The following is a 24,907-nucleotide window of genomic DNA, read 5'->3' on the forward strand; positions in this document are numbered from 1 at the left end:
GTCTAACAAAAGGTCTCATAGTTCTTCTATGAGACCTTTTTTATTTTCACGTCGAAGTATTTTAGTTTTCTCTCTTTTTCTATTCACAAGTTCCTTTTCTTACGCGCAAAAAAAACTGATCGTCTTGGGGGATTCACTCACCGAAGGTTATGGCGTGGCGAAGGATGCAGCTTATCCCGCGCTTCTTGAAAAAAAATTGCACGAGTCCGGAAAGAAAGAATGGACCGTGGTGAATTCCGGAGTCAGTGGTTCAACAACGGCGTCCGGTATTTCCCGCATGAAGTGGCTTTTTAAATCCAAGCCCGAAGCCGTGTTGCTTGTACTGGGCGCGAATGATGGCCTTCGTGGATTGAAAATCGAAGACAGCCAAAAAAATCTGTCTGAAGCAATAGAGTACGCAAATTCTCAAAAGGTGCGCGTGATTTTAGGCGGGCTTTATATGCCACCTAACTATGGTGTCGCCTACACCGACAAATTTAAAAAAATGTACGAGTCATTGGCAAAGAAGTACAAAGTTACTTTTATTCCTTTTGTCTTAGACAAGGTTGCCGGAAATCCAAAATACAATTTAGCAGACGGCATTCATCCCAATGAAGAAGGCCATAAGATTATCGCTGAAAATATCTTCCAAGTTCTGAAGGGGGAGCTGTGAGCTTAGTTCTTAATGATGTCCGTAAAAGTTTCCGCCAAGGTGAAACTGAAATTCAAGTTCTTAAGGGTTTGGATGTTTCTATTGAGCCAGGCCAAGTCGTCTCTATCGTCGGACAATCGGGGAGTGGTAAGTCGACGTTGCTTTCAATCCTGGCGGGGCTAGAAAGAGCTGACGGCGGTGAAATCCTTGTCGATAAAGTGAACCTGACGCCTTTAAGTGAGCAAGAAATCACTCTTTTCCGTGCGCAAAATATTGCCATCGTTTTTCAGCAATATCATTTGATCGCGCACTTAACGGCTCTAGAAAACGTCATGCTGGCTTTAGAAATTTTAAAGATTGAGGGCCCTCGCGAAAAAGCCAAAGAAGCCTTGGAAGAATTAGGTTTAGGCCATCGTTTGAATCACTTCCCGAGTCAATTGAGTGGCGGTGAGTGCCAGCGTGTCGCCATCGCCAGGGCGTTGGTGGTAAAGCCGAAAATCCTTTTGGCTGACGAACCAAGCGGAAATTTAGATACGCATACAGGTGATAAAGTGATGGATGTCTTCTTTGATATCGTTCGCAAACATAAGATCACTACGATCCTTGTCACTCACAGTGAAGCTTTGGCAAAAAAATGTGAAAGGACTCTTCGTCTTGAAGAGGGCCGCTTGAGGGAAGTCTAATGTTAATCAGACTGGCAGTCCGTGAACTTCTGCGCAGCTGGCGCTTCGGTTTGTTTTTTATTTTTAATTTAAGCTTAGGCCTTACTGGTTTTGTTTCTTTGCAAGCTTTCAACACGGCTTTAGAAAAAGAGATCACCGCCAACGCGAAATCCATCTTATCTGCGGATCTGGCTGTGTCTGCTCGTCGTGAGTTGACGGACGAGGAAGTACAGAAGATGCGTGGCGTGTATCCTAGGGGGACAGAAGAATCTAAAGTCTATGAATTCTTTGCGATGATCAATTCCGCAAAAGGATCTCGTCTGGTTTTAGTGAAGGCGATCGATTCTGCTTATCCGTTTTATGGAGAGCTCGAGCTTGAATCCGGCAATGTCGTTAAGAATGATACTGAAAAATCCATCATGCAGTCCGAGACGACCTGGATCTACCCCGAGCTGAAATCTCAATTAGGCCTTGATGCGGGTGATGAAATTACACTGGGTAATTTAAAGCTCAAGATCACTGATTTAGTAAAAAAAGACGCGACTCAAACTTTCCGCGCGGCAAATCTAGCCCCGCGTATCTTTATCAATCGTGAACTTTTGCCAAAGTCAGGTCTTCTTCAATTCGGCAGTACTTTTACTTTGGCTTACCTTCTAAAACTTCCCGCGAAGACGGATGAACTGGTTTTACGTGAAAGCATGTATCAAGCCTTGTCAGATCCGGCCGTGAATGTAGATACGCCTTCTTCCGCAGGTGAGGATTCAGGAAGACAGTTAGGTTATCTATCGGACTATTTAGGGCTTGTTTCCATCGTGGCTCTTTTCATGTCTGCTTTAGGGGCCGCCTATATTTATCGCTTGTTTCTTTCGACTCGTATGAAAGAGATTGCGATCTTAAGAACCTTGGGTTTGCAAAGCTGGCAGGCTGTCAGTGTTTATATCTTGCAGGCGTCTTTGCTGGGATTGATCGCCACTGTTCCGACGCTCATTTTAAGCCACTTGATCTTACCGGTTTTAAGTGGACTTCTTGCAAGCTTTACGCCTTTTGATTTGCAGCCGCATGTCAATGCCGAAGCGATTCTGATTTGTCTTTTCATGGCGATCTTTGGAAGTTTCATTGTGAGCTTGCCATTCTTGGTTAAAATCTTTGATCTTCGAGCTAATAAACTTTTCAGTGAAGAAAAATTCGCGGTGGGAGAGGGCACAAGAAGATATTGGACGTTCTTGCCAAGTTTGATTCTTTTTTACTTCTTAAGCGTTTATCAGGCTCATTCTTGGAAAACCGGCAGTGCTTTTGTCGGTGCGATGATCGCGGTAATCGCACTTCTGCTGATTATCGGTTACGCAACTGTGAAGCTTGCGGGAATGCTAAAACACTTCCGCCGTTGGTTTTTAAAGTTCAGTTTCTTAAGTCTTTCTCGCCGAGCGGGAGCAAGCCTTGCGATCTTTGTTGCGTTAGGTCTTGGAGCTTTGCTGATCAATATTCTGCCTCAACTAAAAAACTCGCTCCAGGCGGAATTCCAATTTGAAGGACGTGGGAAAGTTCCTTCTCTTTTCATGTTTGATATCCAAGATGAACAACTTCCTGGGGTTCAGCAGGTTCTGGATAAAGACCAAGTTCAGGCTTTGGGACTTTCGCCGTTGGTGCGTGCACGCATCTTGAAAGTGAATGGCCAAGACTACGAAAGAAAAATTGAAGAACAAGGCTTTAAGACCCGTGAAGAAGAACGGGAAGCTCGGTTCCGCAATCGCGGGGTGAATCTTTCTTACCGTCACGATCTTTCCGCGTCGGAATACATTGTTGAAGGTCGTCCTTTTTCGGGAAACTTTAATCCAGACACTCAAACCAAAGCCGAACTCTCAGTGGAAGTGCGTTTTGCTGATCGCATGGGTTTTCATGTGGGCGACACTTTGGTTTTTGACGTTCAAGGGGTTGAGGTCGAAGGGCAGATCATAAATCTGCGCAAAGTAAAATGGACAAGCTTTCAGCCGAATTTCTTTATCTTGGTGCAAAACGGTGTCCTTAATGAGGCACCGAAAACCTGGATTGCAGCGATTCCTTTCTTACCAGAAGACAAGCGTGCACAGTTGCAAAACGAAATCGCGGCGACGTTTTCAAATGTCTCGGTGATCGATGTGGTCCGTGCTGTGGATGATGTTCTGAAAACGGCCGAAAAAATGAGTTGGTCGCTGGAGCTGATGGCCGCTTTAGCACTAATAACCGGATATATCGTTCTTTTCTCGATCGTTCGCAGTCAGATCAAGCTTCGTCGTTGGGAACTCAATATGCTTAAAATTCTGGGGGCTTCTGGAGGGGAAGTTGCAAGCTTCATTCTTGTGGAATTTGCCTTCTTGTCTTTCCTTTCGGCGTTAACCGGCGCTCTTTTAAGCATTGTCGTGAGTTTTTCTTTGAACACCTTCATTTTTGAAGGCGACTTTAAGCTTTCTTGGGCACAGCCGTTGATCTCGGTTTTGATTATCACGGCATTAAGCTTATTGATTTCTTTCCTTGCAAGCCTAGATACTGTAAAAGAGAGTGCTCTGGGTATCTTGCGCGAGGAAAAGTAATCAATGATGACGCCGAACGAGGCATTAGCAAAAGCGAAAACAATCTTGGATGAGGGGGGAGTTATTGGACTTCCCACCGAGACTGTTTACGGTTTAGCCGCTCGTATTGACATCCCTTCGGCGATCGAAAAGATCTTTACCACGAAAGAACGTCCTTTTTTTGATCCCTTGATCGTTCACGTCGCCTCTATTGAACAAGCAAAAAAAGTGACGGCCTATTGGGGGCCCGCAAGTCAGGCGTTGGCGGAAGTTTTTTGGCCAGGACCTTTAACGATGATTTTGCCGCGAGACCCTTCTGTGAATTTGATGATCACGTCGGGCTTAGACTCTGTTGGATTGCGCATGCCGAATCACCCCTTGGCTTTAGAGCTTCTTCAGCAAGTGGGAGTTCCACTGGCGGCACCGAGCGCCAATAAGTTTGGTCGTACATCTCCGACTTCGGCAAGCCACGTGCGTGTGGAGTTTAAAAACGAAAACGTCTTCGTTGTGGATGGCGGAGATTGCCAAATTGGTATTGAGTCGACCGTTTTATTAGTTCGTCACCGTCCCGACAAAGTGGAGCTTTCTATTTTAAGACGCGGGCATATTTTAAAGTCGGATATCGCGAAAGTTCTTAGCGATAAGGGTTTTACGTTTGAATTTATTGAGCAAGTGGATAAGCGCGAGTCGCCGGGGCACATGAAGCATCATTACATGCCTCCAGTCCCTCTCATTGTCTGCCTTGATCCTCAACGAGACGCCGCCGATGTTCTTAAAGAAGTGAATCAAAAGATCAACCAGCTTCCCGATGAGATCGAAAGCATTAAGATCATAAAACCCAAAGGTGGAATCGCGACACATGCGGTTTTGCGTTTGTCCGAGGACCCCTTGCTAGCGACGCGCGAATTTTACGGAAAGCTTCGCGAAGTGGCAGCCCAAGGTCCAGACTGCATTCTATTCTATCGCGAAGCCCATCAGGCGGGTGAAAGATGGGAATCCCTGTTTGATCGTCTGAATAAAGCCGCTTCACTGATTCTGTAGGAACTTTGTTAGTGTCTAACAACAGAATCCTAAAAGACTTCTGACAATTTTGCATTTTAAAGATCGCTACACTGAAGTTGATTAAAAGGGAGGGGCCTTATGATCAACTCGCTAGCGTACACCAGCCTTGAGCGTGTTTCCTTGAATCTGCAGTCGTTCTATCAACTGCGCCTAAACCGTATCCACAAATTCAAACCTAAAGTTGAAATTCGCAGCGAGGTAGGCCCTTTCGAAATCAAGACCGTCACCAATGTTGACGAGCTGAAGGAAGCTCTGGCTTTACGCTATGAAGTGTTCCATCGCGAAATGCTGGGTAAAAAAGCCCTGCACGGCGTGGATGTGGATGAGTTCGACTTTGACTGTGATCATTTAATTATTAAAGAAAAGCGCTCGGACAAGATTGTGGGCACTTACCGATTGAATTGCTCTTTGTTCACTCAGAACTTTTATTCCTCTAAAGAGTTCATGATGGGCAATATTATGCAGCAACCGGGAGTGAAGCTTGAATTGGGGCGCGCGTGCATCCACAAGGATCATCGCCGTGGAATTTTGATCTCTCTTCTTTGGAAGGGGATCGCGGAATACATGGCAGCCACCGAAGCGAAGCTTCTTTTCGGTTGTGCGACGGTGAAAACCGATGATCCGCGTGATGCCGCTTTGTTAACTCGTTATTTCGAAGAAGAAGGACGCGTGTTTTCAAACTTCCGCACTCGTCCGACTTTAGCTTTCACGATGCCTATGCTTAGCTATTTCTTGGATGAAGTTCGCGGCCCTCTCACGGAGACTCAGAGAGCTCAGGCCGAAGAACTTCTTCCACCTCTTTGTCGCGCTTATTTAAAGATTGGCGCTTCTTTAGGTGGAGAGCCGGCATGGGATCGCGAATTTCAGTGCATCGATTTCTTGACGATTCTTCAGCGCGAGGATCTCAACAGAACTTTGTGGAAAAAGTTCAAGCTGGATGAGACTCAAGTATAGTTTTTGATTTGCCACATTAAGGGGCCTGTGAGTTTTATCACAGGCCTTTTCTTCGTTTTGTGTCCTTCCCTGATCCCGACTACTTTTATAGAGATAGGAGGGAGTATGCGTTCAAATATTTGGAAGGGCAGTATCAGCTTCGGTCTTTTGAATATTCCCGTTTCACTGCAAAGTGCCCAGCAGGACAGAGACATCCACTTCTCACTTCTAGATGGAAAAGATCTTTCCCATATTCAGTATCGAAAGATCAACGCTAAAACCGGTCGTGAAGTTCCCTATGACCGTATTGTCAAAGGCTTTGAATACAAATCAGGCCAATACGTTGTCATGAACGACACGGATTTTGATAGAGCCAATCCCAAAGCAACAAAGACCATCGATATTGAGGATTTTGTTTTGCTTGATGAGATTGATACGATGCTTTTTGAAAAGCCCTACTACTTGGCTCCACAAAAAGGCGCCGAGAAAGGCTACTTCCTTCTAAAAGAAGCTTTAGAGCACACAAAAAAAGTCGCTGTCGCTAAAATTGTTATTCGTACAAAGCAACATCTTTGCGCCATCATGGCGCGTGGAGATTATCTTGTCTTAGAACTTTTGCGTTTTGCACACGCCGTGAAGGACATTAAAGAAGTCGATTACATGAAAGAAGTGAACAAAAAAGTGAACTTCAGTGATCGAGAGCTCAAGATGGCCGAAGACTTGATCAAGGGCATGACATCGAAATGGAAGCCTGAAAAATACAAAGACACCTATTACGAAGACTTGATGAAGCGTATCCAAGCCAAAGTAAAACAAGGCAAAGGAAAGTTTGTCGAAGAAGCTCCCAAAGAAGAACGCGTGGAGGAATCTACGAATGTCGTCGATCTCTTGCCACTTTTAAGAAAAAGTATCGAAGCCAAAAACAAGAAGGAAAGAACTTCTTCCCGTGCGCCGACGAAGCGTGCGGCTAACTCCAGTCGGAGGTAAGCATGCCTCTTCGTGAGTACGTTAAAAAACGCGATTTTAAAATTACGTCCGAACCAAAATCCACGCCTCGTCGAAACAAGAAGGCCAAAGATGACACCCTGATGTTCGTGGTGCAAGAGCATCATGCGTCGCATTTGCATTATGATTTTCGCCTAGAATTTAACGGCGTTTTAAAAAGCTGGGCCGTTCCGAAGGGGCCGTCTCATGATCCAAAGATCAAACGGTTAGCGGTAGAAGTCGAAGATCATCCTGTATCGTACGGTTCTTTCGAAGGGGTGATTCCGGAAAAGCAATATGGAGCAGGTCGCGTTTACATCTGGGATACCGGTACCTGGGAACCAATCGGCAGCGTGCGTGAAGGGCTGAAGAAAGGGCATCTGGAGTTTAAGCTTAAAGGTAAAAAGCTGCATGGCCAGTGGATGCTTTTAAGAACGGGTCGTCCTGCCAGCGGCAGTAAGTCGCAGTGGCTTTTGGTTAAAAGAACTGATGAATATGTGATTCCAAATGATGAGGTCGTTCCGATTGAAGATGAAAAGGGGAATGTTCGTCGTTCAGCACGAGCGACTTCATCACCTTCAAAAAAAAAGTCGGCAAGCCCCGCCAAAAGAGCAGTCAAAGAAAAGAGAAAAGTAAAAGCGCTGCCTGAATTTATTAAGCCCATGCTCGCGGAATTAGTGACAGATGTTCCCGAAGGCACAAAGTGGATTCATGAAACAAAATTCGATGGCTATCGCACCCAAGCTCACTTTGAAAAAGGAAAGCTCAAGCTTTTCACGCGAAGCGGTTTGGATTGGACAGAGAAATACCCCGGTATTGAAAAAAGTCTTAAGCAGCTGTCGGTGGCAAACGCCATCTTAGATGGTGAAATCGTAGTTTTAGATAAAGAAGGACGCAGCGATTTTCAGAAGCTTCAAAATTCTTTGAAAGCTCACGACGTGAATAACCTTGTTTATTATGTTTTCGATTTGTTGTTCTTAGATGGTGAGGACTTAAGAGAGCGTCCTTTGATCGATCGTAAAGAACTTTTACAAGAACTTATCAAGGATCTCAATGAGCCGCTGATTCGATATAGCGATCACATGGCCGGTTTCGGCAAAGATCTGTTCAAAGAGGCTTGTGATTATCAGCTCGAAGGTATCATTTCCAAAGATCAAGATAGCACTTATCAATCTCGTCGGGGCAGTTCGTGGGTTAAAGTGAAGTGCAAACTTCATCAGGAGTTCGTCATCGGCGGATATACCGAAGGCACGGGAGCTCGTTCCTCGTTTGGCGCTTTGCTTTTAGGTGTTTATGAAGGTGATCAGCTTCGTTACGTGGGAAAAGTAGGAACAGGGTTCACTGAAAAATCAATTGAAGACATTCTAAAGAAGCTATCGCGGAGGGAACAAAAGACATCTCCCTTTGATATTAAATCCCCCCGCGAAAGAGGAACTCATTGGTTAAAACCGGGCTTGGTGGCTGAAGTGACTTTTGGAAATTGGACTTCGGATAAAATTTTAAGAACGGCCGTCTTTCATGGATTGCGGGAAGATAAAGCTGCTAAAGAGATCCATATCGAAAAAGCCAAGCCGCTTGAAGAGGTTTTAGAAGAATCGCCTTCATCTAAGAAAAAAACCTCTAAGAGAGCTAAGTCTTCAAAAAAGCAAGAGGTCACAGAAGAATACTTGCGGGGTGAAATTTCTAATCCCGATAAGATTCTTTACGCGAAGGAAAAGATAACTAAACTTCAGGTCGCAAAATTTTATCAAGATCACGCGGATCTTATTCTTCCGCATGTGAAAGACCGTCCACTGAATCTTTTGCGTTGTCCAGAGGGAACATCTAAGCAATGCTTCTTTCAAAAGCACATCGCCGGAACGGTGCCAGAATCTATCACGCCTGTGAGTATTAAAGAAAGAAGTGGCACGAAGGCCTATCTGACTTTGGATTCACCAGAAGGTCTTCTGGCGCTTTCCCAGATGGGGGCGTTTGAAATCCATGTATGGGGATCGCGTCGAGAGACTGTCGAACATCCAGATCTTATAGTGATGGATTTCGATCCCGGCCCAGGAATCTCTTGGAAGCAGGTCGTTCAGTCCGCAGAAGATTTGAAGCAGATACTGGACGATTTAGGATTAAAAAGTTTTCTCAAAGTTTCCGGGGGCAAAGGACTGCATGTACACATTCCTGTAGCTCCCATCTATAGCTGGGATCAAATCAAGTCCTTCTCGCAAACCTTGGCGCAGGAAATGGCCCACCGAAATCCTGATATGTACACAACGACTATTTCTAAGAAAGCTCGGGATAAAAAAATATTTGTGGATTATTTGCGTAACGGACGAGGCGCGACGGCGGTGATGCCGTATTCACTTCGTGCCCGAGATAAAAGTGCCGTGGCGATGCCGATTGATTGGAAGGACTTAAGAAAAATCAAGGCGCCTGATCAATTCACTTTAGAAAAAGCTATTGAACACCTTAAACATCGTAAGGTCGACCCGTGGAAGGACTACTTTAAGTACAATCAAAAAATCTCGATCTTAAAGCCGGTCCTATGAATCCGGAACAGTTACCAAAAGAACTCACAAATCTTGTGAACTGGTCCGTCACTGAATTAGGTAAGGTGATTCAGTCCGAACTTGGAGAAAAGGGATTTGATCGTATCGAATCTTTACGTCAATACGTGAAAACGGAAGACGGGGGAAAGCTACACGGTCTTTTAAGAATTAAAAGTGATCTGAGTCAGCTTTCAAGACAAGACCAGTATGCTATCGCTCATTCGTTTGCTTTAATGCTGGAGCTGATCAACTCTTGCGAGTCGGCTTATCGGACACATCGTCTTCGTCAAGACACGAAGATCATGACCGAAGAAGGGCATAGCTTCGGTCATATCATTCATGTATTAACGGCGCACCCCACAGAATCACGCAACCCCGATATTATTTATTACTTCAAAAAGATTCAGAAACTTTTAGAAAAACACCTGGTAAACGAAGAGGAAAAGGATACGACAGAACTTTTCGCTCTACTGAAAATCACTTGGCGGATTCCCATGTCAAAACAGCGAAAACCGACTGTGATGGATGAAGCTGAATATATTTATTCTCTGGCATTGCACGAAGATGTCATGCGGGTGTTTATTGAGCAAACCGCGCAGAAGCTTCCGTTTTACATTCGCTCTTGGGTTGGCGGGGATAAAGACGGGCATCCCGGCGTGAATGAAAAGACGTTACTCGGAAGCTTGCAGATGGCGCGGCAATTTCTTTTGCGGTGGATACAAGATAAGTTTTCATCCTTTATGAAGGATCTTGAGCCTTTAGCGCACACTTTCGGTAAACACCAAAGCGAGATGGAGCATTTGCTAAGCCTGGCGGCAGCTATTCGCAAACTGCTGACGCAATTAAAGAAAATAAGAGCTGGTGATTCCAAAAAGGTAAAAGCACTGCAAAAAAAATTAGATCAGTTGTTGGCGGACTATCAAAGATTTTTAGGTATTGAGTCTTCGGTTTTATACGAGGTTCGACTTCTGTTAAAGATCTTCCCGGGCCTCGTAGTTCCGTTAGAGCTGCGCGAAGAGGCAAGTCTTGTGCATGAAGCTCTTCAATCGCCCTTGCGAAAATCGGCCATATCACGGATGCTTCAGCTGTTAGGAAAGATCGCTTCAGAAAACGACCCGCGTTTTTACGTACGTGGTTTCGTTCTAAGCCAGACGGAAAGTGCCAAGGACCTTATCGCGGGTGTTCAGCTTGTGGAAAAGTATCTGGGAAAAGCGCGGCTCCCGGTAATTCCCCTTTTTGAAAGTGCGCATTCTTTGAGTTCGAGTGTCAGTATTGTCGAAGAATTTTTAAAAAATTCTGTTCGGCGCAAGTATATCGAAAATCTATGGTCTAAAAAATTTGAAGTGATGCTGGGATATTCAGATTCGGCAAAAGAAAACGGGTCTTTTCCATCTCGTTTTTTAATTTATTCAGCGATTCGTGAACTTGAAAAAGTAATTAAGACCCATGGTTTTGAACCTGTGTTCTTTCACGGTTCAGGTGGCAGTGTTGAGCGTGGCGGAGGCAGTATTCAAGAGCAGACCGAATGGTGGCCTCATTCTGCTTTAAATACCGTCAAGATGACCGTGCAAGGAGAGATGATTTATCGCAATTACAGCTCACCTGAAATTCTTCGCAGTCAGTTGGATCGTTTAGAGTCCGCCCGAGATCTCAGTCAAAGAAAAGAAGATCGCTTTGAAAGCCCTCGTGCTAGAAAGGATCTGCTAACGCTTTCGCAATTTGTTCAACAATCCTATCAGGAGCTTTTGAAAGAGCCTGCGTTCTTGCAGCTTATTGAAACGGCGACGCCGTATATTTTTTTGAAAGATTTGAAGTTAGGTTCGCGTCCGGCGAAACGACAAGGAAGTATTGATATCAAACATCTTCGCGCCATCCCGTGGGTTCTTTGCTGGACTCAAACAAGGATTCTTTTTCCAAGTTGGTGGGGGATCGGCAGTTTTTGGAGGAATTTAAATGAAGAAGGAAAAATCCACTACATTCGGGCGTTTGTGGAGTCTTCACTTTTTCGCTCTTATATAAAACTTTTGGGCTTCACCTTAGAAAAGGTGGAACTAGAAATCTTCGCGATGTACCTGCACTCCTCGGAGCTTCCTAAAGAAGTCGCTGAACAAACGGTTCAGCGTTTCACCGAAGAATACGAACAGTGTCGACTGGCCGTGCGTGAAATCACTGGTGAAGAAAGTCTTTTATGGTATCGCCCTTGGTTGGAAACCAGCATTGCGCTTCGATCTCCGCTAATTCATCCGTTAAATATTCTTCAGCTCATTGCTCTAAAGGAAAAAGATGTCACTTTACTGCGAGAAACTGTCACCGGTGTTGCCAGTGGCATGTTGACCACGGGATAAAAAAAGTATCCTGGCACTTTCTTTGAATGGCGCTTTACTAAGGGTTGTCCTGGTGGCAAAAAGCTCCAGACATTAAAGGGGGATTTATGGGTAAAGGCGTTATTTTAGCAGCAGCAACAAGTCTCTGTGTAATGCAGGCGCAGGCATTAACTCTGGATTCCGCCGAGATCGCAGGAAATGCCTGTGAAGCTGCAGTGGGCACTCACGAAATCCGTGAAATCGCGGCCCATCGCTTTTTAGTTCCGACGGGTCTTTATATTCGCAAAGATGAAGACAAGCGAGTCGCTCGCGGAACTTGTACCTTCGCTTTAAGTCTTAAAGCTTCAGCAGGTAAAAAAATTGTCGTGTCAGATTCTCATCAAACGACCAGTCTTCGCGCTTATCCTGCAAACACACGCGCTCGTGTAGATTTGGAAATCTTTAAAGCGGGAGAACAATCTGTAAAACAAACACTCGAAGTCGAAGCTTTAGAGCAAACCTCAAAACTTGAAAAACCTTTGGGACAGCAGGGTGTCCTTGCAGAAACAAGTTGTGGTGGCTCTGCCATCCTTCGCGGAAACTTGGCTGGGACCGTGATGGGAGAGGGCCGAGGTCGTGTTTTCACCCGCGATTTGATTCTGTCTATAGAAGAGGTCGACTGCGCGAATTGATTTCTTGACCATTTTTGCCGCACAGGTTTTAAATGGGGCCTGTGGAAAATATTGTTACGGGCGTACGCGGCGTCGTTAAAATTTTAGTCTTTATCATTATCATTCTGACGTTTTTGATTTGGTCATTTGTATGCCACTTCGCTTTGCGTTCTCCGGAAAAACGTTTGAAGACGTTTTCTGCGAACGCCAAGTTCTTCAGCGGCTTGATTATCAAAGCCATGGGCTTAAAACTGCTGGTGAAAAACAAGCCTGCCGATAGCGAAAAATTTCTTCTTATCAGTAATCACATGGGCTTTATCGACATCATGATGTTAGCGTCTTGTACGCCCATGGTGTTTGTGACTTCTAATGAAATGCGTGAAACTCCATTCTTGGGTCTGCTGACTGAAATGGGCGGTTGTATCTATGTTGAACGTCGCAGTCGCACGCGCATTTTAGAAGAAATGAAAACGATCGTAGACACTCTGAAGAAAGGTTTCCGAGTCGTTCTTTATCCCGAGGCGACGTCTACCAACGGCGAAAAAGTTTTGCCATTTAAGAAAACATTGATGATGGCCGCTGCTCACGCCGGTGTGCCTATTCAACCTGTCGTCATCAACTTCCGTAAAATCAACGGCGAAGATTTCACCTTGAAATGGCGTGACCATGTTTGTTGGTATGGGGATATTCCCTTTGCTACGGCGATGTGGAGAGCCGCGACTTTAAAGTCTGTGATCGGTGAAATTGAATTCCTAGAACAAATTCATTCGACCCCCGAAGATGATCGCGGCGTGATTGCTGAAAAAGCACATGCCTTGATAGCGTCTAAGTTCGTGCCGGTAAAAGGTGTTCCTGTCGAGGAGCAGCCTCCCGCAGAAATGCAGGCAGATCCCACTTGATTTCTTAAAACACATATGTAAATAATGTGTAAATGAGGAAGATCATTCACATTGATATGGATTGCTTTTACGCTGCGGTGGAAGTGAAGTTTCGCCCGGAGCTTAAAGGAAAAGCCTTAGGTATTGGCGGTCCACCTAACACTCGCAGTGTTTTAACGACGGCGAGCTATGAGGCACGCAAATATGGCGTGCGCTCTGCCATGCCCTCCTCTCAAGCGGTTCGCTTGTGCCCGCACTTGATTTTGATTCCTCCTCATTTCGACTTGTATAAAAACGAAAGTCGAAAAGTTCGCGAAATTCTTGAAAGATTCACGAACAAGATTGAACCGCTTTCCCTAGATGAAGCCTATTTAGATGTCACGGACTGCCAGCTTTTCGGTGGCAGTGCGACCTTGATTGCGCAGGAAATCCGTCGCCTTATTTATACGGAGCTAAATTTGACCGCGTCGGCTGGCGTTGCTCCGAATAAATTTTTAGCGAAAATCGCCAGCGACTGGAAAAAGCCGAATGGGCAGTTTGTTATTCGTCCTCAAGATGTAGCGTCGTTTGTAAAAGACCTTCCGGTTGAAAAGATTTTCGGCGTGGGGAAGGTGACGGCGCAGAAGATGCACGATTTGGGTTTGCACACTTGCGGGGATATCCAGAAATACACCGTATTAGAGCTTCACAACTGGTTTGGATCGCGTGCTCAAGAGCTTTATGATTTTGCCCGTGGCGAAGACAATCGCACTGTCATCACCGAGTGGGAACGAAAGTCTCTGACAGTTGAGGAAACTTTCAACCGGGATCTGCAAAGTCTTGAAGAGTGCCGCAGAGCCATTCCGACACTTTATGAAGATTTCTTGCGCCGCCTTGAAAGAGGACAATACGAAGACCGCATTCGTGGCATTGTGGTGAAATTGAAGTTCTATGACTTTAAACAAACTACGCATGAAGAAGTCGCAAGGTCTGTACCTACAAAAGAGGACTTTGAGCGTCTTTTAGAAAAAGCCTGGCTTCGCCGAAGTGTTCCTGTTCGCTTAGTGGGCCTTGGCGTGCGTTTGGGATCACAGAAGAAAACCTCGGAAGGTGGCGACTCGCCGCAACTCAAGTTCGCGATTTAATTTATAATACTTACCAACTGGTGACACTTTTTTTGGCACTCTCGTTGCTCTATTGGTCCACGGCTTAAAGCCGGTGTCATTGAGACATCGGAAAAAAGAAAGGACCACTATGAAGAAGATTATTTTATCAGGGCTTCTTATCACCACTCTATTTTGTAATACAGGCTGTGACTCTTCGGATATTGCAGCGGGAGCTATCGGCGTTGCCATCGGCATTGGCATTGGCTCCAGCCATGATGGCCATCATCACCATCATGATCGTCGTCCTCCACGTTATCGTCAATGCGGACGACATCGTTGTTGGAGCGCCGAAGTTCCAGGCTTGGTTGAAGCAAATCCAGATGTGGTTGCATTCGCTCAGCGACATCAGATCAAACTCGAAACTGCGGAACAAATTAAAGCGGCTTTTGACAAAGTTCCAACTCAAGGATTAGCGGCGTTTGAAGCTATTGGTCTGAATGAAAAAGCGATCAAGTCTATTTCAAATCGCAGCCTTCCAAAAACAGAAACAATCAAAGCCGTGGCTTTGAAATTGGATATGTCAGAGGCGCAAGCACGTGACTTGATGAAAGAAGTTGTGGCGGATTTTGATGCCGAAGCTTCTGATGTGCAAAGCGCTTACTGGCAATCTTGCATGGCTAAAGGTAAATGGAAAACGCCACAAAACATGTACTGCAAGAAAACGTTCTGGAATGGTTGCAGCCCAGAAACAGGCGCGACTCTTTGTATGTAAAATGGGATTTCAGGAAGGGCTTTTACGTCCGCCCTTCCTGAAGTGTCGAAAGCCAGGTTTACCTTCGTTACGATCTCTTCTATAAAAGTTCCATGAGTGTTTTGCTGTTGGGACAATCTCTTTTTTATTTAATCACGGGGCTTTGGCCCATTCTTCACTATCCTAGTTTTGCGAAAGTGACAGGTCCCAAGACCGATGTTTGGCTTCTTTGTATTGTGGGTTGGTTTATCACAATCATCGGTGTCGTTTTACTGGCCGCCTATTTCCTCAACGAAGTTTCAACAAGTCTTTTTATTCTGGGTGCCGGCGCACCTCTGATGTTGGCTGGTGCTGACATCTATTACGTCTCTAAAAAAGTGATATCGAAAGTTTATCTTTATGACGCCGTTGTCGAGATTGTTATTGTTGCCGCTTGGCTCGTCATGTGGTTTGCGGGGAAGGTGACTTCCCCACTTCATTAGTGATCCAGAGCCGGACCACTCGGGATTTTCTTCGGATCTGAGGGAGTGTTTTCCGCGTAAGTTTTTTCCACGACTTCAGGAAGTGATTCAACGTAAAGGGACTGTCCCGGCAACGCCAAACGCACGTTTTGGGATTGTAGTTTTTCCTGAATACCCCACAGAATATTTTGCTTTATATCCATGTGCGCATTGAAGTCGGGATTTTGCACCCAGTAAACGAATTCAAACTCGACTGAAGAAGTTCCAAGAGCATCAAGATGACTTCTTTCCAGTTCAATATCCTTTTGTTGCTTTACGATTTCGGTGATCCACCCGGGAATCTGCCGAACGATAGGAAGGGGAGTCGTGTGCGGTACGCTGAAGCGTAAAGGCACACGTCTTTTCCACATGCGTTTAAAGTTTTGAATACGGCTATCTAAAAGATCTCGGTTAGAAAAAACCAGTTCTTCTCCAGAGAGGCTGCGCACGCGCGTAGTTTTAATTCCAATATTTTCCACGGTGCCCATCTGAGGACCCACGGTGATGAAGTCACCGACTTCAAATGGTTTATCCAGTACTATAGACAGGGAGGCAAACATGTCTCCTAAAATATTCTGCGCAGCCAGCGCGACTGCGATACCACCCACACCCAAACCGGCAAGCAACGCACCGATGTTCACTCCCAAATTGCTTAAGCTGATAAGTAAGAGAGCTACAATCAATGTGCCTTGCAACACCGTCGTGATAATTCCCATCGCTGAAACAGTGCTTGGATTAGTGCCTGTTTTTTTCTTTAAATAATTTTCTTTCCAACGATGGATGGCAAACAATCCCCAAATCGCGATTTGAAAAGCGGTGGCAAAAACGAGCACGGCTTTTCCAAACGAAAGCACTCGATCATCAGCGCCCATGGCGTGCAAAATAGGAATGAAAATCCAGATAAAGATAACCCACGATTTGGTTTTCATCAGACACTTCGCCAGAATATCATCTAACTGGCGAGTGGTTTTAGACGTGATATAGGTGAGGCGAGGTGAAAGCGCTTTTAAGATGGCTTTGATAACCAGCGTTCCTAAGATGGCTCCAATAAATGCAAAGACCCAAGGCCACGGGCCTCCCGCAGCGGCCACCACTTGCAAGTCGTGCATCATCTTTGAGTTCTGAAAATCCTCCAACATTCAAATTCCTTTCACGCCACGAGACCTGTTTATTGCAAATCAGATCTGGAATTTGTTCAATTCTGCCGAGGCTAATGTGGGGAAAGTCAGGACAAAACTACAAAATCGCCGCGACCTCATTGTTTGCTGACAGTGTGGGGTCGAAATTCACTTTTCGCTGTGGCAACCTGTCTTTGTAACGACCGAAGGAAGAAGGTAATTATGGTCAGCTTAACCGTCGTGATATTATTTTTTGCAATGGTTTTCGCAGGCATATACTTCGTCTATAAAATGAATAGAACTGAAGCATTACACCATCGACCTCACAGTCGTAGACCGCCAAAAACTCAAAGATGATTTTACCTGAATCAATGAGCGAAGCAGATTTCTTGGAATAAGTATTTAGGAAAAGAAATTTCGGCGGCAAAAAGAGGAGCTTGAAACGCTCCTCTTTTTTTTATTTGAACTTAGAATACTTTTTTCCACTCATCTTCTTTGAAACCAACAAGATGAGTGTCGTTAGAAATAACAAACGGTCTTTTTACAAGCTTTCCATTTTCAGAAAGAAGTTTGATCGCCTCAGCTTCCGTCATATCAGAAAGCTTTTCGCTCAACTTCATCTCTTTGTACATAACACCTGAAGTGTTAAAAAGATTGCGGAGACTGCCACCACGTTCTTTCAAAGCAGCAAGCATTTCCTTAAGCTCTTTTTGCGAAGGAGCTTTATCGACAATCGGAAGCTTTTCGTATTTTACTTTTTTCGCGTCTAAAAACTTAAGTGCCTTCACGCAAGTTGAGCACTTCGCGTATTCGTAAACCTTAAGCATTGCTTTTCACCAACCAACCGCACATTTTATAAAGAATGCGAGCGCCGACGTTTCCGTCCCACTCCACTTCGTGCTCCTCTAAGCCGCCCGTGGAAACTTCGTTCAAGTCAAAAGCGATGATCTTGCGACCGGAAGCGTGTACTTCGCGGAACAAAAAGAACACTTGGTCGACACTCAAGCCACCTGGAACCGGAGTGCCTGTGTGAGGGCAGAAGGCTGGATCCAAGCCGTCGATATCGAAAGAGATATAAACGTTTTGCGGAAGTTCTTTGATGATGTCTTTGCAAACCTGTTCCCAAGTTTCGCCTTTAAGCAGGCGGCGTTTTAGTTCCAAGTCATAGAATGTTTTGATGTCTTCGCGTGAATTGCTGAAGTCGTATTCTTCTTCGCAGAAATCACGGATGCCGACTTGAACCAATTTCTTTGGTTTCTTCGCGTCTGTCATCACGTTGTACATGATCGAAGCGTGGGATTGTTTAAAGCCTTGATAACCTTTTCTAAGGTCCGCGTGCGCATCAATGTGCAAAACACCAAAGTCGCCTTTGAACTTATCGCTCACAGCACGGATCGCTCCAAGGGGCGTGGAGTGGTCACCTCCCACCAGGCCTAAGAGTTTTCCCTTTTTCAAAACGTCAGAACATTGATCATAAACCCATTGAGACATCTCTTCGCAGGCCTCGTTCACCTGGGCTGCCAGAGAGTTCATTTTCTTTTCGTCGTCGCTCAAGTTTGTGCGCATTTCGATAAGTTCTTGGGCCACGGCTTTGAATTTGTCGTTCATCGCGCAAAGATCTTCCGGGAAGTCGCGCATGTGGTAACCGACCTCATAAGCTTTGCCGACTTCGATGTCGAAAAGGTCGATCTGTTCGCTGGCTTGACGGATGATTTGAGGTCCGCGAGAAGCGCCCTCACCGTAAGAAGTTGTGACCTCCCAGGGAACCGGAACTAGAACGACTTTGGACTCTTCTTCTGTCATGGGAATACCGAAGATTCCGAACTCTGCAGAAATGGTTGTGGTAGGATCGAATTTCACCGTCTTATCAGACATTTATTTACTCCTTGAGAATGGACAGCTTTATAGCATTTAAGCATAGCGTCAATCGAGCAATAACTTGATTATTTTTCTCGCATAACCGATTTTAACCGCACTTTGGGAAGTACGTAAATTCCCTACGAAATTCTTTGGAGGAATCACAATGAATATGAAGGGTCTCCTAGCTCTTATTTTGAGTTCAGCTTTGACAGCACCCGCTTTTGCAGCAGCACCCAATGCTAAAGCACCAAAAGGCGGAAATTTCGTTTTTAACCTTGGCGGCGAGCCTCCAACGGTTCACCCGATCACAGCTACTGACGCTTACTCACGTTACGTACAAAACTACGTGTGTGATGGTATGGCGACTCGTGACTCTGAGACATACGACTGGAAACCTCGTTTGGCTGAGAAGTGGGAAATCTCCAAAGACAATAAAGTTTTCACTTTCCACCTTCGCAAAGACGCTGTTTTCCACGACGGCACACCTGTAACTGCTGAAGACGTGAAGTTCTCTTTCGATGCTATCTTTGAACCAAAATACGAAGCGGCTCACTTGCGCCCTTACTATGAAGGTTTGACGAAAGCGGAGGTTCTCGACGCTCACACAATCCGTTTTACGGCACGTGACCTTTACTTCAACAACTTCGAATCTGCAGCGACTTTGACTGTCATCCCTAAGAAGATCTACAGCGATATCGAAAAATCTAAAAAAATGAACCGCCAACTTATCTGCGCGGGCCCTTACGTACTTTCTAAGTTTGACCGTGGCCAAGTTATCACTTTGAAAAAATTTGATAAATGGTATGGCAATAAAGATGCAGCTTATGCTGGCATGTACAACTTCGACACAATCACTATGCGCTTCTACAAAGACGAAAACGTAGAACTTGAGCGCGCGAAAAAAGGTGAATTGGATTACCTTGATCTACGTGTTGAAGCCTTCATGAAAAAAACAGAAGGTGCTCCTTGGGGCAAAACAATCATCAAGCACAAAGTTGAAAACAGTGCTCCTAAATCTTACGGCTTCATTGGCTGGAACTTCCGCAAAGAATTGTTCCAAGACAGAAACGTACGTGTTGCTTTGGCTCACTTGTTGAACCGTGAAGAGATGAATAAAAAGTTCCGTTACGGAATGTCTGATCTTGCTAACGGCGCGATCTACTTGCGTTCTGAATACAACCCAGGCAACAAAGCTCTGGAGTTCAATCCGAAGAAAGCTCAGGAACTTTTGGCTAAAGCTGGTTGGACTGACAAAGACAAAAACGGTGTTCTAGAAAAAGAAGTGAACGGCAAACGTTCTGAATTCAAATTCACTTTGATCTACCCATCAAAAGACACTGAAAAATACTACACTATGTATCGTGAAGACTTGAAAAAAGCCGGTATCGATATGGAATTGAAGTATCTTGAGTGGAACTCTTTCTTGAAGCTTGTTGACGAAGGTAACTTCGACGCTGTGACAATGGCGTGGGGTGGCGGTTCCGTAGATCCAGATCCAAAACAAATCTGGCACTCTGCGAGCTCTGTAGCTGGTGGATCTAACTTCATCGCTTACAAAAACCCAGAAGTAGACAAATTGATCGACGAAGCTCGTGTTGAGCCTAACAAGGCTAAACGTGTAGCGGCTTTGAAAAAGGTTTACGCTAAGATCGCTGATGACGCTCCATATGCGTTCCTATTCAACGATAAATACGCTTTCTACGCTAATTCATCTCGCATGGGCATGCCTGCAGAGACATTCAAATATGAGATCGGTAGAGATTACTGGTGGTTGAAGGCTCAATAGTCTTCACCCAGGCGCCGACATATTAATTTTTTTTCCAGAAGGCGTACAATGTACGCCTTCTTTCTTGCGCCTCACTAAAAATAGTATTACAGCGTAACTATCTTTTCTCATCGTAAAAGTATTGTGGGAGTAGGGCTTTGATCGTTTACCTGATTCGCCGATTGTTATTGATGATTCCGACGTTTTTCGGGATTACCGTAGTCACCTTTGTGTTGATTAACTTAGCTCCTGGAAGCCCCATCGAGCAGAAGCTTCAAGCTATCCGTTTCGGCGCTGCCGGCGGTGGTGGAGGCGGCGGCGGGGGTAGCATCAATACCCGCGGCGACACCTCCGTAAACGAAGAGGTTATTGAGGCTCTAAAAAAGCAATATGGTTTTGATAAGCCCCTTCATGTCCGCTACTTCATTTGGTTAAAAAACCTCACTCGTCTTGATTTCGGTGAAAGTTTTACTTACCAAGAACCCGTTATCGACGTTATTAAAAGTAAATTTCCAGTTTCCCTGCAGTTCGGTATTGCCTCCCTTATTTTAACTTATCTGGTCTGTATTCCTTTAGGGGTGCGAAAGGCCATTAAGGCCGGAGCTTCCTTTGACCGGGTGACGACGATCCTGCTGAATCTGACGTACTCGATTCCTCCGCTGGTGTTGGGTATCTTCTTGATCGTTGTGTTCGCAGGTAAACTGAATATGTTCCCAATCGGTGGTATTCAGTCTGACGACTATGAGTCCTTAACAACCATGGGTAAATTGTGGGACCGTGTTCACCACTTCGTTCTTCCTTTGATCTGTTACATGATCGGTGGTTTCACGGAGCTTTCAGTTCTTATGCGTAACTCGATGTTGGACATCATCAAGTCTGACTTCGTTCGTACGGCGCGCGCGAAAGGTCTTTCTGAAAACATCGTTATCTTTAAACATGCTCTTCGTAATGCCTTGATCCCTATCGCGACAGGTTTGGGTGGTTTCTTCGGAGCCTTCCTTGCTGGTTCGTTGATCATTGAGCAGATGTTTAACTTGGACGGTATCGGTCTTCTTGGATATCAATCTGTTCTTTCGCGTGATTATAACGTGATCATGGGATTGACGTTCATTTCATCGTTACTTTTGATGTTTGGCCGCGTATTCAGCGACATCATCTATGTTCTTATCGACCCAAGGATTGACTTCAAATGATGGATCCAATTCAGAAATATCTTATTAAGAATGAACTTACGCTTAAACGCTACAAGCGATTTAAGCGCGATCGCACTGCCGTGATCTCTGTTTGGATTCTATTGACGATGTTCTTTTTCAGCTTCACGGCAGAGCTTTGGGCAAACAACCGTCCTCACATCGTGAGCTATCACGGTAAACTTTATTTCCCACTTTTCGTAGACTACCATCCGACTGATTTTGGTCGCGATGATATCTACGTGATGGATTATCGCCAGCTTGAGATGAAAGAGGGCGACTGGTCTGTATGGCCCATTATTCAGTGGGATCCGTACGAAAGTAACAAAACAGTTGATACGTATCCTTCTCCTCCAACTTCAGTGAACTGGATTGGGACGGATGAAAGTGGTCGTGACGTGATGACACGTCTTCTTTACGGTTTCCGTTACACAATGCTTTTTGCTATCGGAAGCTGGATTGCCACTTACGCGATTGGTATCACGTTGGGTTCTTTGATGGGTTACCTTGGTGGTAAAACGGACTTAGTTGGTCAACGTATCGTAGAAATCGTTGAAAGTACGCCGATCCTTTTCGTTTTGATCACGATCATTTCGATCTTCACACCAAGTTTGCCATTGTTGATCATCTTCTTTGCGTTGTTCAGTTGGACAGGAATTTCTGCTTACATGCGTGCGCAATTCCTTTCATTAAGAAAGCGTGAGTACGTAGAAGCCGCTAAAGCTATCGGCGCAGATCACAAACGTATTATCGGTAAACACATTCTTCCGAATGGTTTAACACCGATCGTAACCTTCGCTCCGTTCTTCATCGCGGGTGGCGTAAATACTTTGTCTTTCCTAGATTACTTGGGATTGGGACTGGTTCCTCCAACACCAAGCTGGGGTGAACTGATGGCCCAAGCACAAAAATGGTTCACCATTGCCGAGTGGCTAGTATGGGGACCGATGGTCGCGATCGTTCTAACACTGACGGTCCTAATTAACATCGGCCTCGCAGTCCGCGACGCCTTCGACTCGAAAATGTAAATTCAAATTTTAAAATTAGTGAAGGCTTCGGAAACGGAGCCTTTTGTTTTTTCAGGCCTTGAAATGCAAAAAAATGCCAGGATGGCATTTTTTCGCGTAGCCCGAAGGGTTATGCGCAGGAGCACATAACAACAGCGAACTTTGCTTTCGCCAAGTTCACTGTTGTTGGATCTCCTATCCGAATCATAGGAGGTGTCGGATGCGTAAACCAACCTATTTACGTTTTCAGCGTATTTTGGAAATTACTAAAGCTGTTTTAGTAATTGTCCTGATGATATTAGCGATCAGTAGTAAGATTTAGTTTTTTCTGAAGTCACTCCAACGTGTACACGGTCCAAGGACTAGTGACTGGAGGACCGTCAAACTGGATAGAGTATTTGACATGGAAGAGCTTGGCGAAGGCGCCTAAAACAAAAAGCCCGGTTGGTAACCGGACTTTTTTATTTTTCACTATTCGGCTTCTTCTAGGTAGGTGTAACCGGAGAGGCCTTCTTCGTAGTGCTTGATCAGAAGTTTGGCTTCTTGTTTTGTGATCGAGCCTTTTTGGATGCTTTCTTCAGTAGCTTGACGAACATTATCCACCATTTCAGAGCGGCCGTATTGAACGTAAGAAAGAACTTCCGTTACCGTGTCGCCTGGTACGTAGTGATCAATTGTGTAGCCTACGCCGTTCAAAGAGATATGAACTGCATCGGTGTCGCCGAACAAGTTATGAAGATCGCCCAGGATCTCTTGGTAAGCTCCCGTCAGGAACACGCCCAAGTAGTACTGTTGACCATCTGTGAATTGGTGCAGACGTACAGTGTCCTTCGGAGTTCCTGATTCTGTGTCGATGAATTTTTCAATCACACCGTCAGAGTCGCAAGTCAAATCCGCAAGAGTTGTTTCACGAGAAGGCTCTTCGCCCAAACGGTGAATAGGGATCACTGGGAACAACTGACCTACTGCCCAAGAATCTGGAACCGATTGGAACACCGAGAAGTTCGAGAAGTAAGTGTCGCAAAGTTCTTTAGAAAGAGCCGCGATAATGTCTTCGGTATCTGAAACCGTTTTCGCCAGCTTCACCATTTTAGTGGCGATGGCGAAGTACATGCTTTCACACCAAGCGCGTTGTTCTAAAGACAAGACGCCGTAAGTGAATAGCTGCAAAGTTTCTTGCTTAGCTTGTTCTAAGTCATTGAAGCATTCGTTGATATTGTCCTTGTTCACCTTTTCAAAGATGTACTGCATGTCTTGCATGATCGAAGGATCTGCTTTTGTCGCCGGACGAGGCGGCTCGTGGCGGTGAAGATCGTTCACGCCCAAAACGTTGAAAACTAGAACCGAGTGATGGGCCACCAAGAAGCGGCCAGACTCTGTCACGATGTTTGGATGTGGGATGCCTTTTTCATCACAAAGAGTTTGCAGAACAGACACGATGTCGTTCGCATACTCTTGTTCAGAATAGTTCACAGAGCTGTCAGAGTGGCCAGAGCCGTCGTAGTCGATACCAAGACCGCCGCCGACGTCGATGTATTTAAGGCCTGCACCCATTTTGTAAAGCTCAGTATAGAAACGCGCGCCCTCTTTCAAAGAAGACTTGATAGATTGGATCGCTGGAACTTGAGAGCCGATGTGGTAGTGAAGAAGCTCAAGGCAATCAAGCATGCCTTCGTTCTTTAGGTACTCAACGCCTTCAACGATTTCAACTGCCGTCAAACCGAACTTAGAGCGAGCGCCTGAAGAATCAACCCATTTACCCGCACCTTGCGTGTTCAATTTTGCGCGGAAACCGATTTTTGGACGAGCGTTGAACTTCTTCGCTGTGTCCACGATCATTTTCAATTCTTCTTTACGGTCGACGACGATGATCGTGTTGCGACCTAATTTTTGAGAAAGAATTGCGGTTTCGATGTATTCGAAGTCCTTAAAGCCGTTGCAGATGATCAACGCGTTTTCCGTGTTCATCAAAGCAAGAACGACAAGAAGCTCTGGCTTAGAGCCGCACTCAAGACCCATAGAAAAGCCACGGCCGTACTTCACCAGCTCTTGCACCAAGTGACGTTGTTGGTTCACCTTGATCGGGTAAACGCCACGGTATTGGCCTTTGTAACCATGATCGGCAAAAGCTTTTTGGAAACAACCGTTCAAAAGCTCTACGCGAGATTTAATAATTTCTGGAAAACGGATCATGATAGGAACGCGGATACCACGGTCCAAAAGATCCTGAGTAAGTTCGAACAAGTCTACAGAAGGTCCACTTGCTCCCATTGGAGTAACAGAGACATTGCCTGCTCCGTTAATTCTGAAATAACCGTTGCCCCAGTTGTTAATCCCATAAAGCTCAGCACTTTTTTCAGGACTCCAATTTGACATCTCTTTTGGCCCTCACTCTTCTTTCTTTTACGAAAGAGGTTATATTTT

20 protein-coding genes are annotated in these 24,907 nt (G+C 45.2%); 16 read left to right on the top strand and 4 right to left on the bottom strand.

From position 1 onward, the window contains the following. Window positions 1–28: 28 nt before the first annotated feature. The 13 genes from ACLWBD_RS01610 to ACLWBD_RS01670 all read left to right on the top strand — a co-directional run bounded on the left by ACLWBD_RS01610 (window position 29) and on the right by ACLWBD_RS01670 (window position 15,525). Window positions 29–652 carry an arylesterase gene (locus ACLWBD_RS01610; protein WP_063206145.1) on the top strand — a complete coding sequence of 208 codons (624 nt, stop codon included), beginning with the start codon at window positions 29–31 and terminating at the stop codon, window positions 650–652. Then, window positions 649–1,314: an ABC transporter ATP-binding protein gene (locus ACLWBD_RS01615; RefSeq protein WP_063206146.1), complete on the top strand. Its 666-nt coding sequence runs from the start codon at window positions 649–651 to the stop codon at window positions 1,312–1,314. The genes ACLWBD_RS01610 and ACLWBD_RS01615 overlap by 4 nt, the downstream gene beginning before the upstream one ends. Then, complete coding sequence (locus ACLWBD_RS01620) at window positions 1,314–3,860, top strand: ABC transporter permease (RefSeq protein WP_413569302.1); 2,547 nt, start codon at window positions 1,314–1,316, stop codon at window positions 3,858–3,860. The genes ACLWBD_RS01615 and ACLWBD_RS01620 overlap by 1 nt, the downstream gene beginning before the upstream one ends. Window positions 3,861–3,863: 3 nt before the next feature. Further along, window positions 3,864–4,880, top strand: a complete 1,017-nt coding sequence (locus ACLWBD_RS01625; RefSeq protein WP_063206148.1) for an L-threonylcarbamoyladenylate synthase — start codon at window positions 3,864–3,866, stop codon at window positions 4,878–4,880. A gap of 99 nt (window positions 4,881–4,979) precedes the next feature. Beyond that, a complete protein-coding gene (locus ACLWBD_RS01630; protein WP_413569303.1) occupies window positions 4,980–5,855 on the top strand; it encodes a GNAT family N-acetyltransferase in 876 nt (291 codons plus the stop codon). Window positions 5,856–5,960: 105 nt separating this feature from the next. Further along, window positions 5,961–6,821, top strand: coding sequence for a Ku protein (locus ACLWBD_RS01635; protein ID WP_063206150.1), 861 nt, complete (start codon window positions 5,961–5,963; stop codon window positions 6,819–6,821). 2 nt (window positions 6,822–6,823) lie between these two features. Further along, entirely contained in the window at window positions 6,824–9,355 is a 2,532-nt protein-coding gene (gene ligD / locus ACLWBD_RS01640; protein ID WP_413569304.1) for a DNA ligase D, read from the top strand. Further along, entirely contained in the window at window positions 9,352–11,700 is a 2,349-nt protein-coding gene (locus ACLWBD_RS01645; protein ID WP_413569305.1) for a phosphoenolpyruvate carboxylase, read from the top strand. Before ligD ends, ACLWBD_RS01645 begins: the two co-directional genes overlap by 4 nt. An 86-nt stretch (window positions 11,701–11,786) precedes the next feature. Continuing rightward, window positions 11,787–12,350: a hypothetical protein gene (locus ACLWBD_RS01650; RefSeq protein WP_413569306.1), complete on the top strand. Its 564-nt coding sequence runs from the start codon at window positions 11,787–11,789 to the stop codon at window positions 12,348–12,350. A gap of 41 nt (window positions 12,351–12,391) precedes the next feature. Beyond that, window positions 12,392–13,228 (top strand): lysophospholipid acyltransferase family protein, encoded by an 837-nt coding sequence (locus ACLWBD_RS01655; protein ID WP_253696572.1) that lies wholly within the window; start codon window positions 12,392–12,394, stop codon window positions 13,226–13,228. A gap of 32 nt (window positions 13,229–13,260) precedes the next feature. Next, window positions 13,261–14,331: a DNA polymerase IV gene (dinB, locus tag ACLWBD_RS01660; protein ID WP_413569307.1), complete on the top strand. Its 1,071-nt coding sequence runs from the start codon at window positions 13,261–13,263 to the stop codon at window positions 14,329–14,331. Window positions 14,332–14,440: 109 nt separating this feature from the next. Then, window positions 14,441–15,064 carry a hypothetical protein gene (locus ACLWBD_RS01665; RefSeq protein WP_063206155.1) on the top strand — a complete coding sequence of 208 codons (624 nt, stop codon included), beginning with the start codon at window positions 14,441–14,443 and terminating at the stop codon, window positions 15,062–15,064. A 92-nt stretch (window positions 15,065–15,156) separates the two neighbouring features. Continuing rightward, window positions 15,157–15,525 (top strand): hypothetical protein, encoded by a 369-nt coding sequence (locus tag ACLWBD_RS01670; protein ID WP_413569308.1) that lies wholly within the window; start codon window positions 15,157–15,159, stop codon window positions 15,523–15,525. On the opposite strand, the gene ACLWBD_RS01675 is transcribed toward ACLWBD_RS01670, so the two are convergent. The 3 genes from ACLWBD_RS01675 to ACLWBD_RS01685 all read right to left on the bottom strand — a co-directional run bounded on the left by ACLWBD_RS01675 (window position 15,522) and on the right by ACLWBD_RS01685 (window position 18,536). Further along, a complete protein-coding gene (locus ACLWBD_RS01675; protein WP_413569309.1) occupies window positions 15,522–16,682 on the bottom strand; it encodes a mechanosensitive ion channel family protein in 1,161 nt (386 codons plus the stop codon). The genes ACLWBD_RS01670 and ACLWBD_RS01675 overlap by 4 nt on opposite strands. 446 nt (window positions 16,683–17,128) lie before the next feature. Then, window positions 17,129–17,488 carry an arsenate reductase family protein gene (locus ACLWBD_RS01680; protein WP_063206158.1) on the bottom strand — a complete coding sequence of 120 codons (360 nt, stop codon included), beginning with the start codon at window positions 17,486–17,488 and terminating at the stop codon, window positions 17,129–17,131. Then, complete coding sequence (locus tag ACLWBD_RS01685; protein WP_413569310.1) at window positions 17,481–18,536, bottom strand: agmatinase family protein; 1,056 nt, start codon at window positions 18,534–18,536, stop codon at window positions 17,481–17,483. The genes ACLWBD_RS01680 and ACLWBD_RS01685 overlap by 8 nt, the downstream gene beginning before the upstream one ends. Before the next feature lie 148 nt (window positions 18,537–18,684). Here ACLWBD_RS01685 and ACLWBD_RS01690 point away from each other — a divergent pair, with 148 nt between their 5' ends. The 3 genes from ACLWBD_RS01690 (at window position 18,685) to ACLWBD_RS01700 (ending at window position 22,504) form a co-directional block, all read left to right on the top strand. Further along, a complete protein-coding gene (locus ACLWBD_RS01690) occupies window positions 18,685–20,307 on the top strand; it encodes a peptide-binding protein (RefSeq protein ID WP_413569311.1) in 1,623 nt (540 codons plus the stop codon). 137 nt (window positions 20,308–20,444) lie between these two features. Next, on the top strand, window positions 20,445–21,479 hold the full coding sequence (locus ACLWBD_RS01695; RefSeq protein WP_172795342.1) for an ABC transporter permease subunit: 1,035 nt from the start codon (window positions 20,445–20,447) through the stop codon (window positions 21,477–21,479). Further along, complete coding sequence (locus tag ACLWBD_RS01700; RefSeq protein WP_253696574.1) at window positions 21,476–22,504, top strand: ABC transporter permease subunit; 1,029 nt, start codon at window positions 21,476–21,478, stop codon at window positions 22,502–22,504. Before ACLWBD_RS01695 ends, ACLWBD_RS01700 begins: the two co-directional genes overlap by 4 nt. Window positions 22,505–22,954: 450 nt before the next feature. Here ACLWBD_RS01700 and speA read toward each other — a convergent pair whose 3' ends face one another. Continuing rightward, the gene (gene speA / locus ACLWBD_RS01705; RefSeq protein WP_063206162.1) at window positions 22,955–24,859 is read right to left on the bottom strand and encodes a biosynthetic arginine decarboxylase; all 1,905 of its coding nucleotides are present in this window, start codon (window positions 24,857–24,859) and stop codon (window positions 22,955–22,957) included. Window positions 24,860–24,907 lie beyond the last annotated feature (48 nt).

This window comes from Bdellovibrio sp. HCB117 (genome assembly GCF_047305915.1).
Taxonomy (GTDB): domain Bacteria; phylum Bdellovibrionota; class Bdellovibrionia; order Bdellovibrionales; family Bdellovibrionaceae; genus Bdellovibrio; species Bdellovibrio bacteriovorus_B.

Coding starts and splice junctions, on each gene's coding strand:
- ACLWBD_RS01610 (WP_063206145.1), top strand. CDS start 29: ATGAGACCTTTTTTATTTTCACGTCGAAGTATTTTAGTTTTCTCTCTT.
- ACLWBD_RS01620 (WP_413569302.1), top strand. CDS start 1,314: ATGTTAATCAGACTGGCAGTCCGTGAACTTCTGCGCAGCTGGCGCTTC.
- ACLWBD_RS01625 (WP_063206148.1), top strand. CDS start 3,864: ATGATGACGCCGAACGAGGCATTAGCAAAAGCGAAAACAATCTTGGAT.
- ACLWBD_RS01630 (WP_413569303.1), top strand. CDS start 4,980: ATGATCAACTCGCTAGCGTACACCAGCCTTGAGCGTGTTTCCTTGAAT.
- ACLWBD_RS01635 (WP_063206150.1), top strand. CDS start 5,961: ATGCGTTCAAATATTTGGAAGGGCAGTATCAGCTTCGGTCTTTTGAAT.
- ligD (WP_413569304.1), top strand. CDS start 6,824: ATGCCTCTTCGTGAGTACGTTAAAAAACGCGATTTTAAAATTACGTCC.
- ACLWBD_RS01645 (WP_413569305.1), top strand. CDS start 9,352: ATGAATCCGGAACAGTTACCAAAAGAACTCACAAATCTTGTGAACTGG.
- ACLWBD_RS01650 (WP_413569306.1), top strand. CDS start 11,787: ATGGGTAAAGGCGTTATTTTAGCAGCAGCAACAAGTCTCTGTGTAATG.
- dinB (WP_413569307.1), top strand. CDS start 13,261: ATGAGGAAGATCATTCACATTGATATGGATTGCTTTTACGCTGCGGTG.
- ACLWBD_RS01665 (WP_063206155.1), top strand. CDS start 14,441: ATGAAGAAGATTATTTTATCAGGGCTTCTTATCACCACTCTATTTTGT.
- ACLWBD_RS01670 (WP_413569308.1), top strand. CDS start 15,157: ATGAGTGTTTTGCTGTTGGGACAATCTCTTTTTTATTTAATCACGGGG.
- ACLWBD_RS01675 (WP_413569309.1), bottom strand. CDS start 16,682: ATGTTGGAGGATTTTCAGAACTCAAAGATGATGCACGACTTGCAAGTG.
- ACLWBD_RS01680 (WP_063206158.1), bottom strand. CDS start 17,488: ATGCTTAAGGTTTACGAATACGCGAAGTGCTCAACTTGCGTGAAGGCA.
- ACLWBD_RS01685 (WP_413569310.1), bottom strand. CDS start 18,536: ATGTCTGATAAGACGGTGAAATTCGATCCTACCACAACCATTTCTGCA.
- ACLWBD_RS01690 (WP_413569311.1), top strand. CDS start 18,685: ATGAATATGAAGGGTCTCCTAGCTCTTATTTTGAGTTCAGCTTTGACA.
- ACLWBD_RS01700 (WP_253696574.1), top strand. CDS start 21,476: ATGATGGATCCAATTCAGAAATATCTTATTAAGAATGAACTTACGCTT.
- speA (WP_063206162.1), bottom strand. CDS start 24,859: ATGTCAAATTGGAGTCCTGAAAAAAGTGCTGAGCTTTATGGGATTAAC.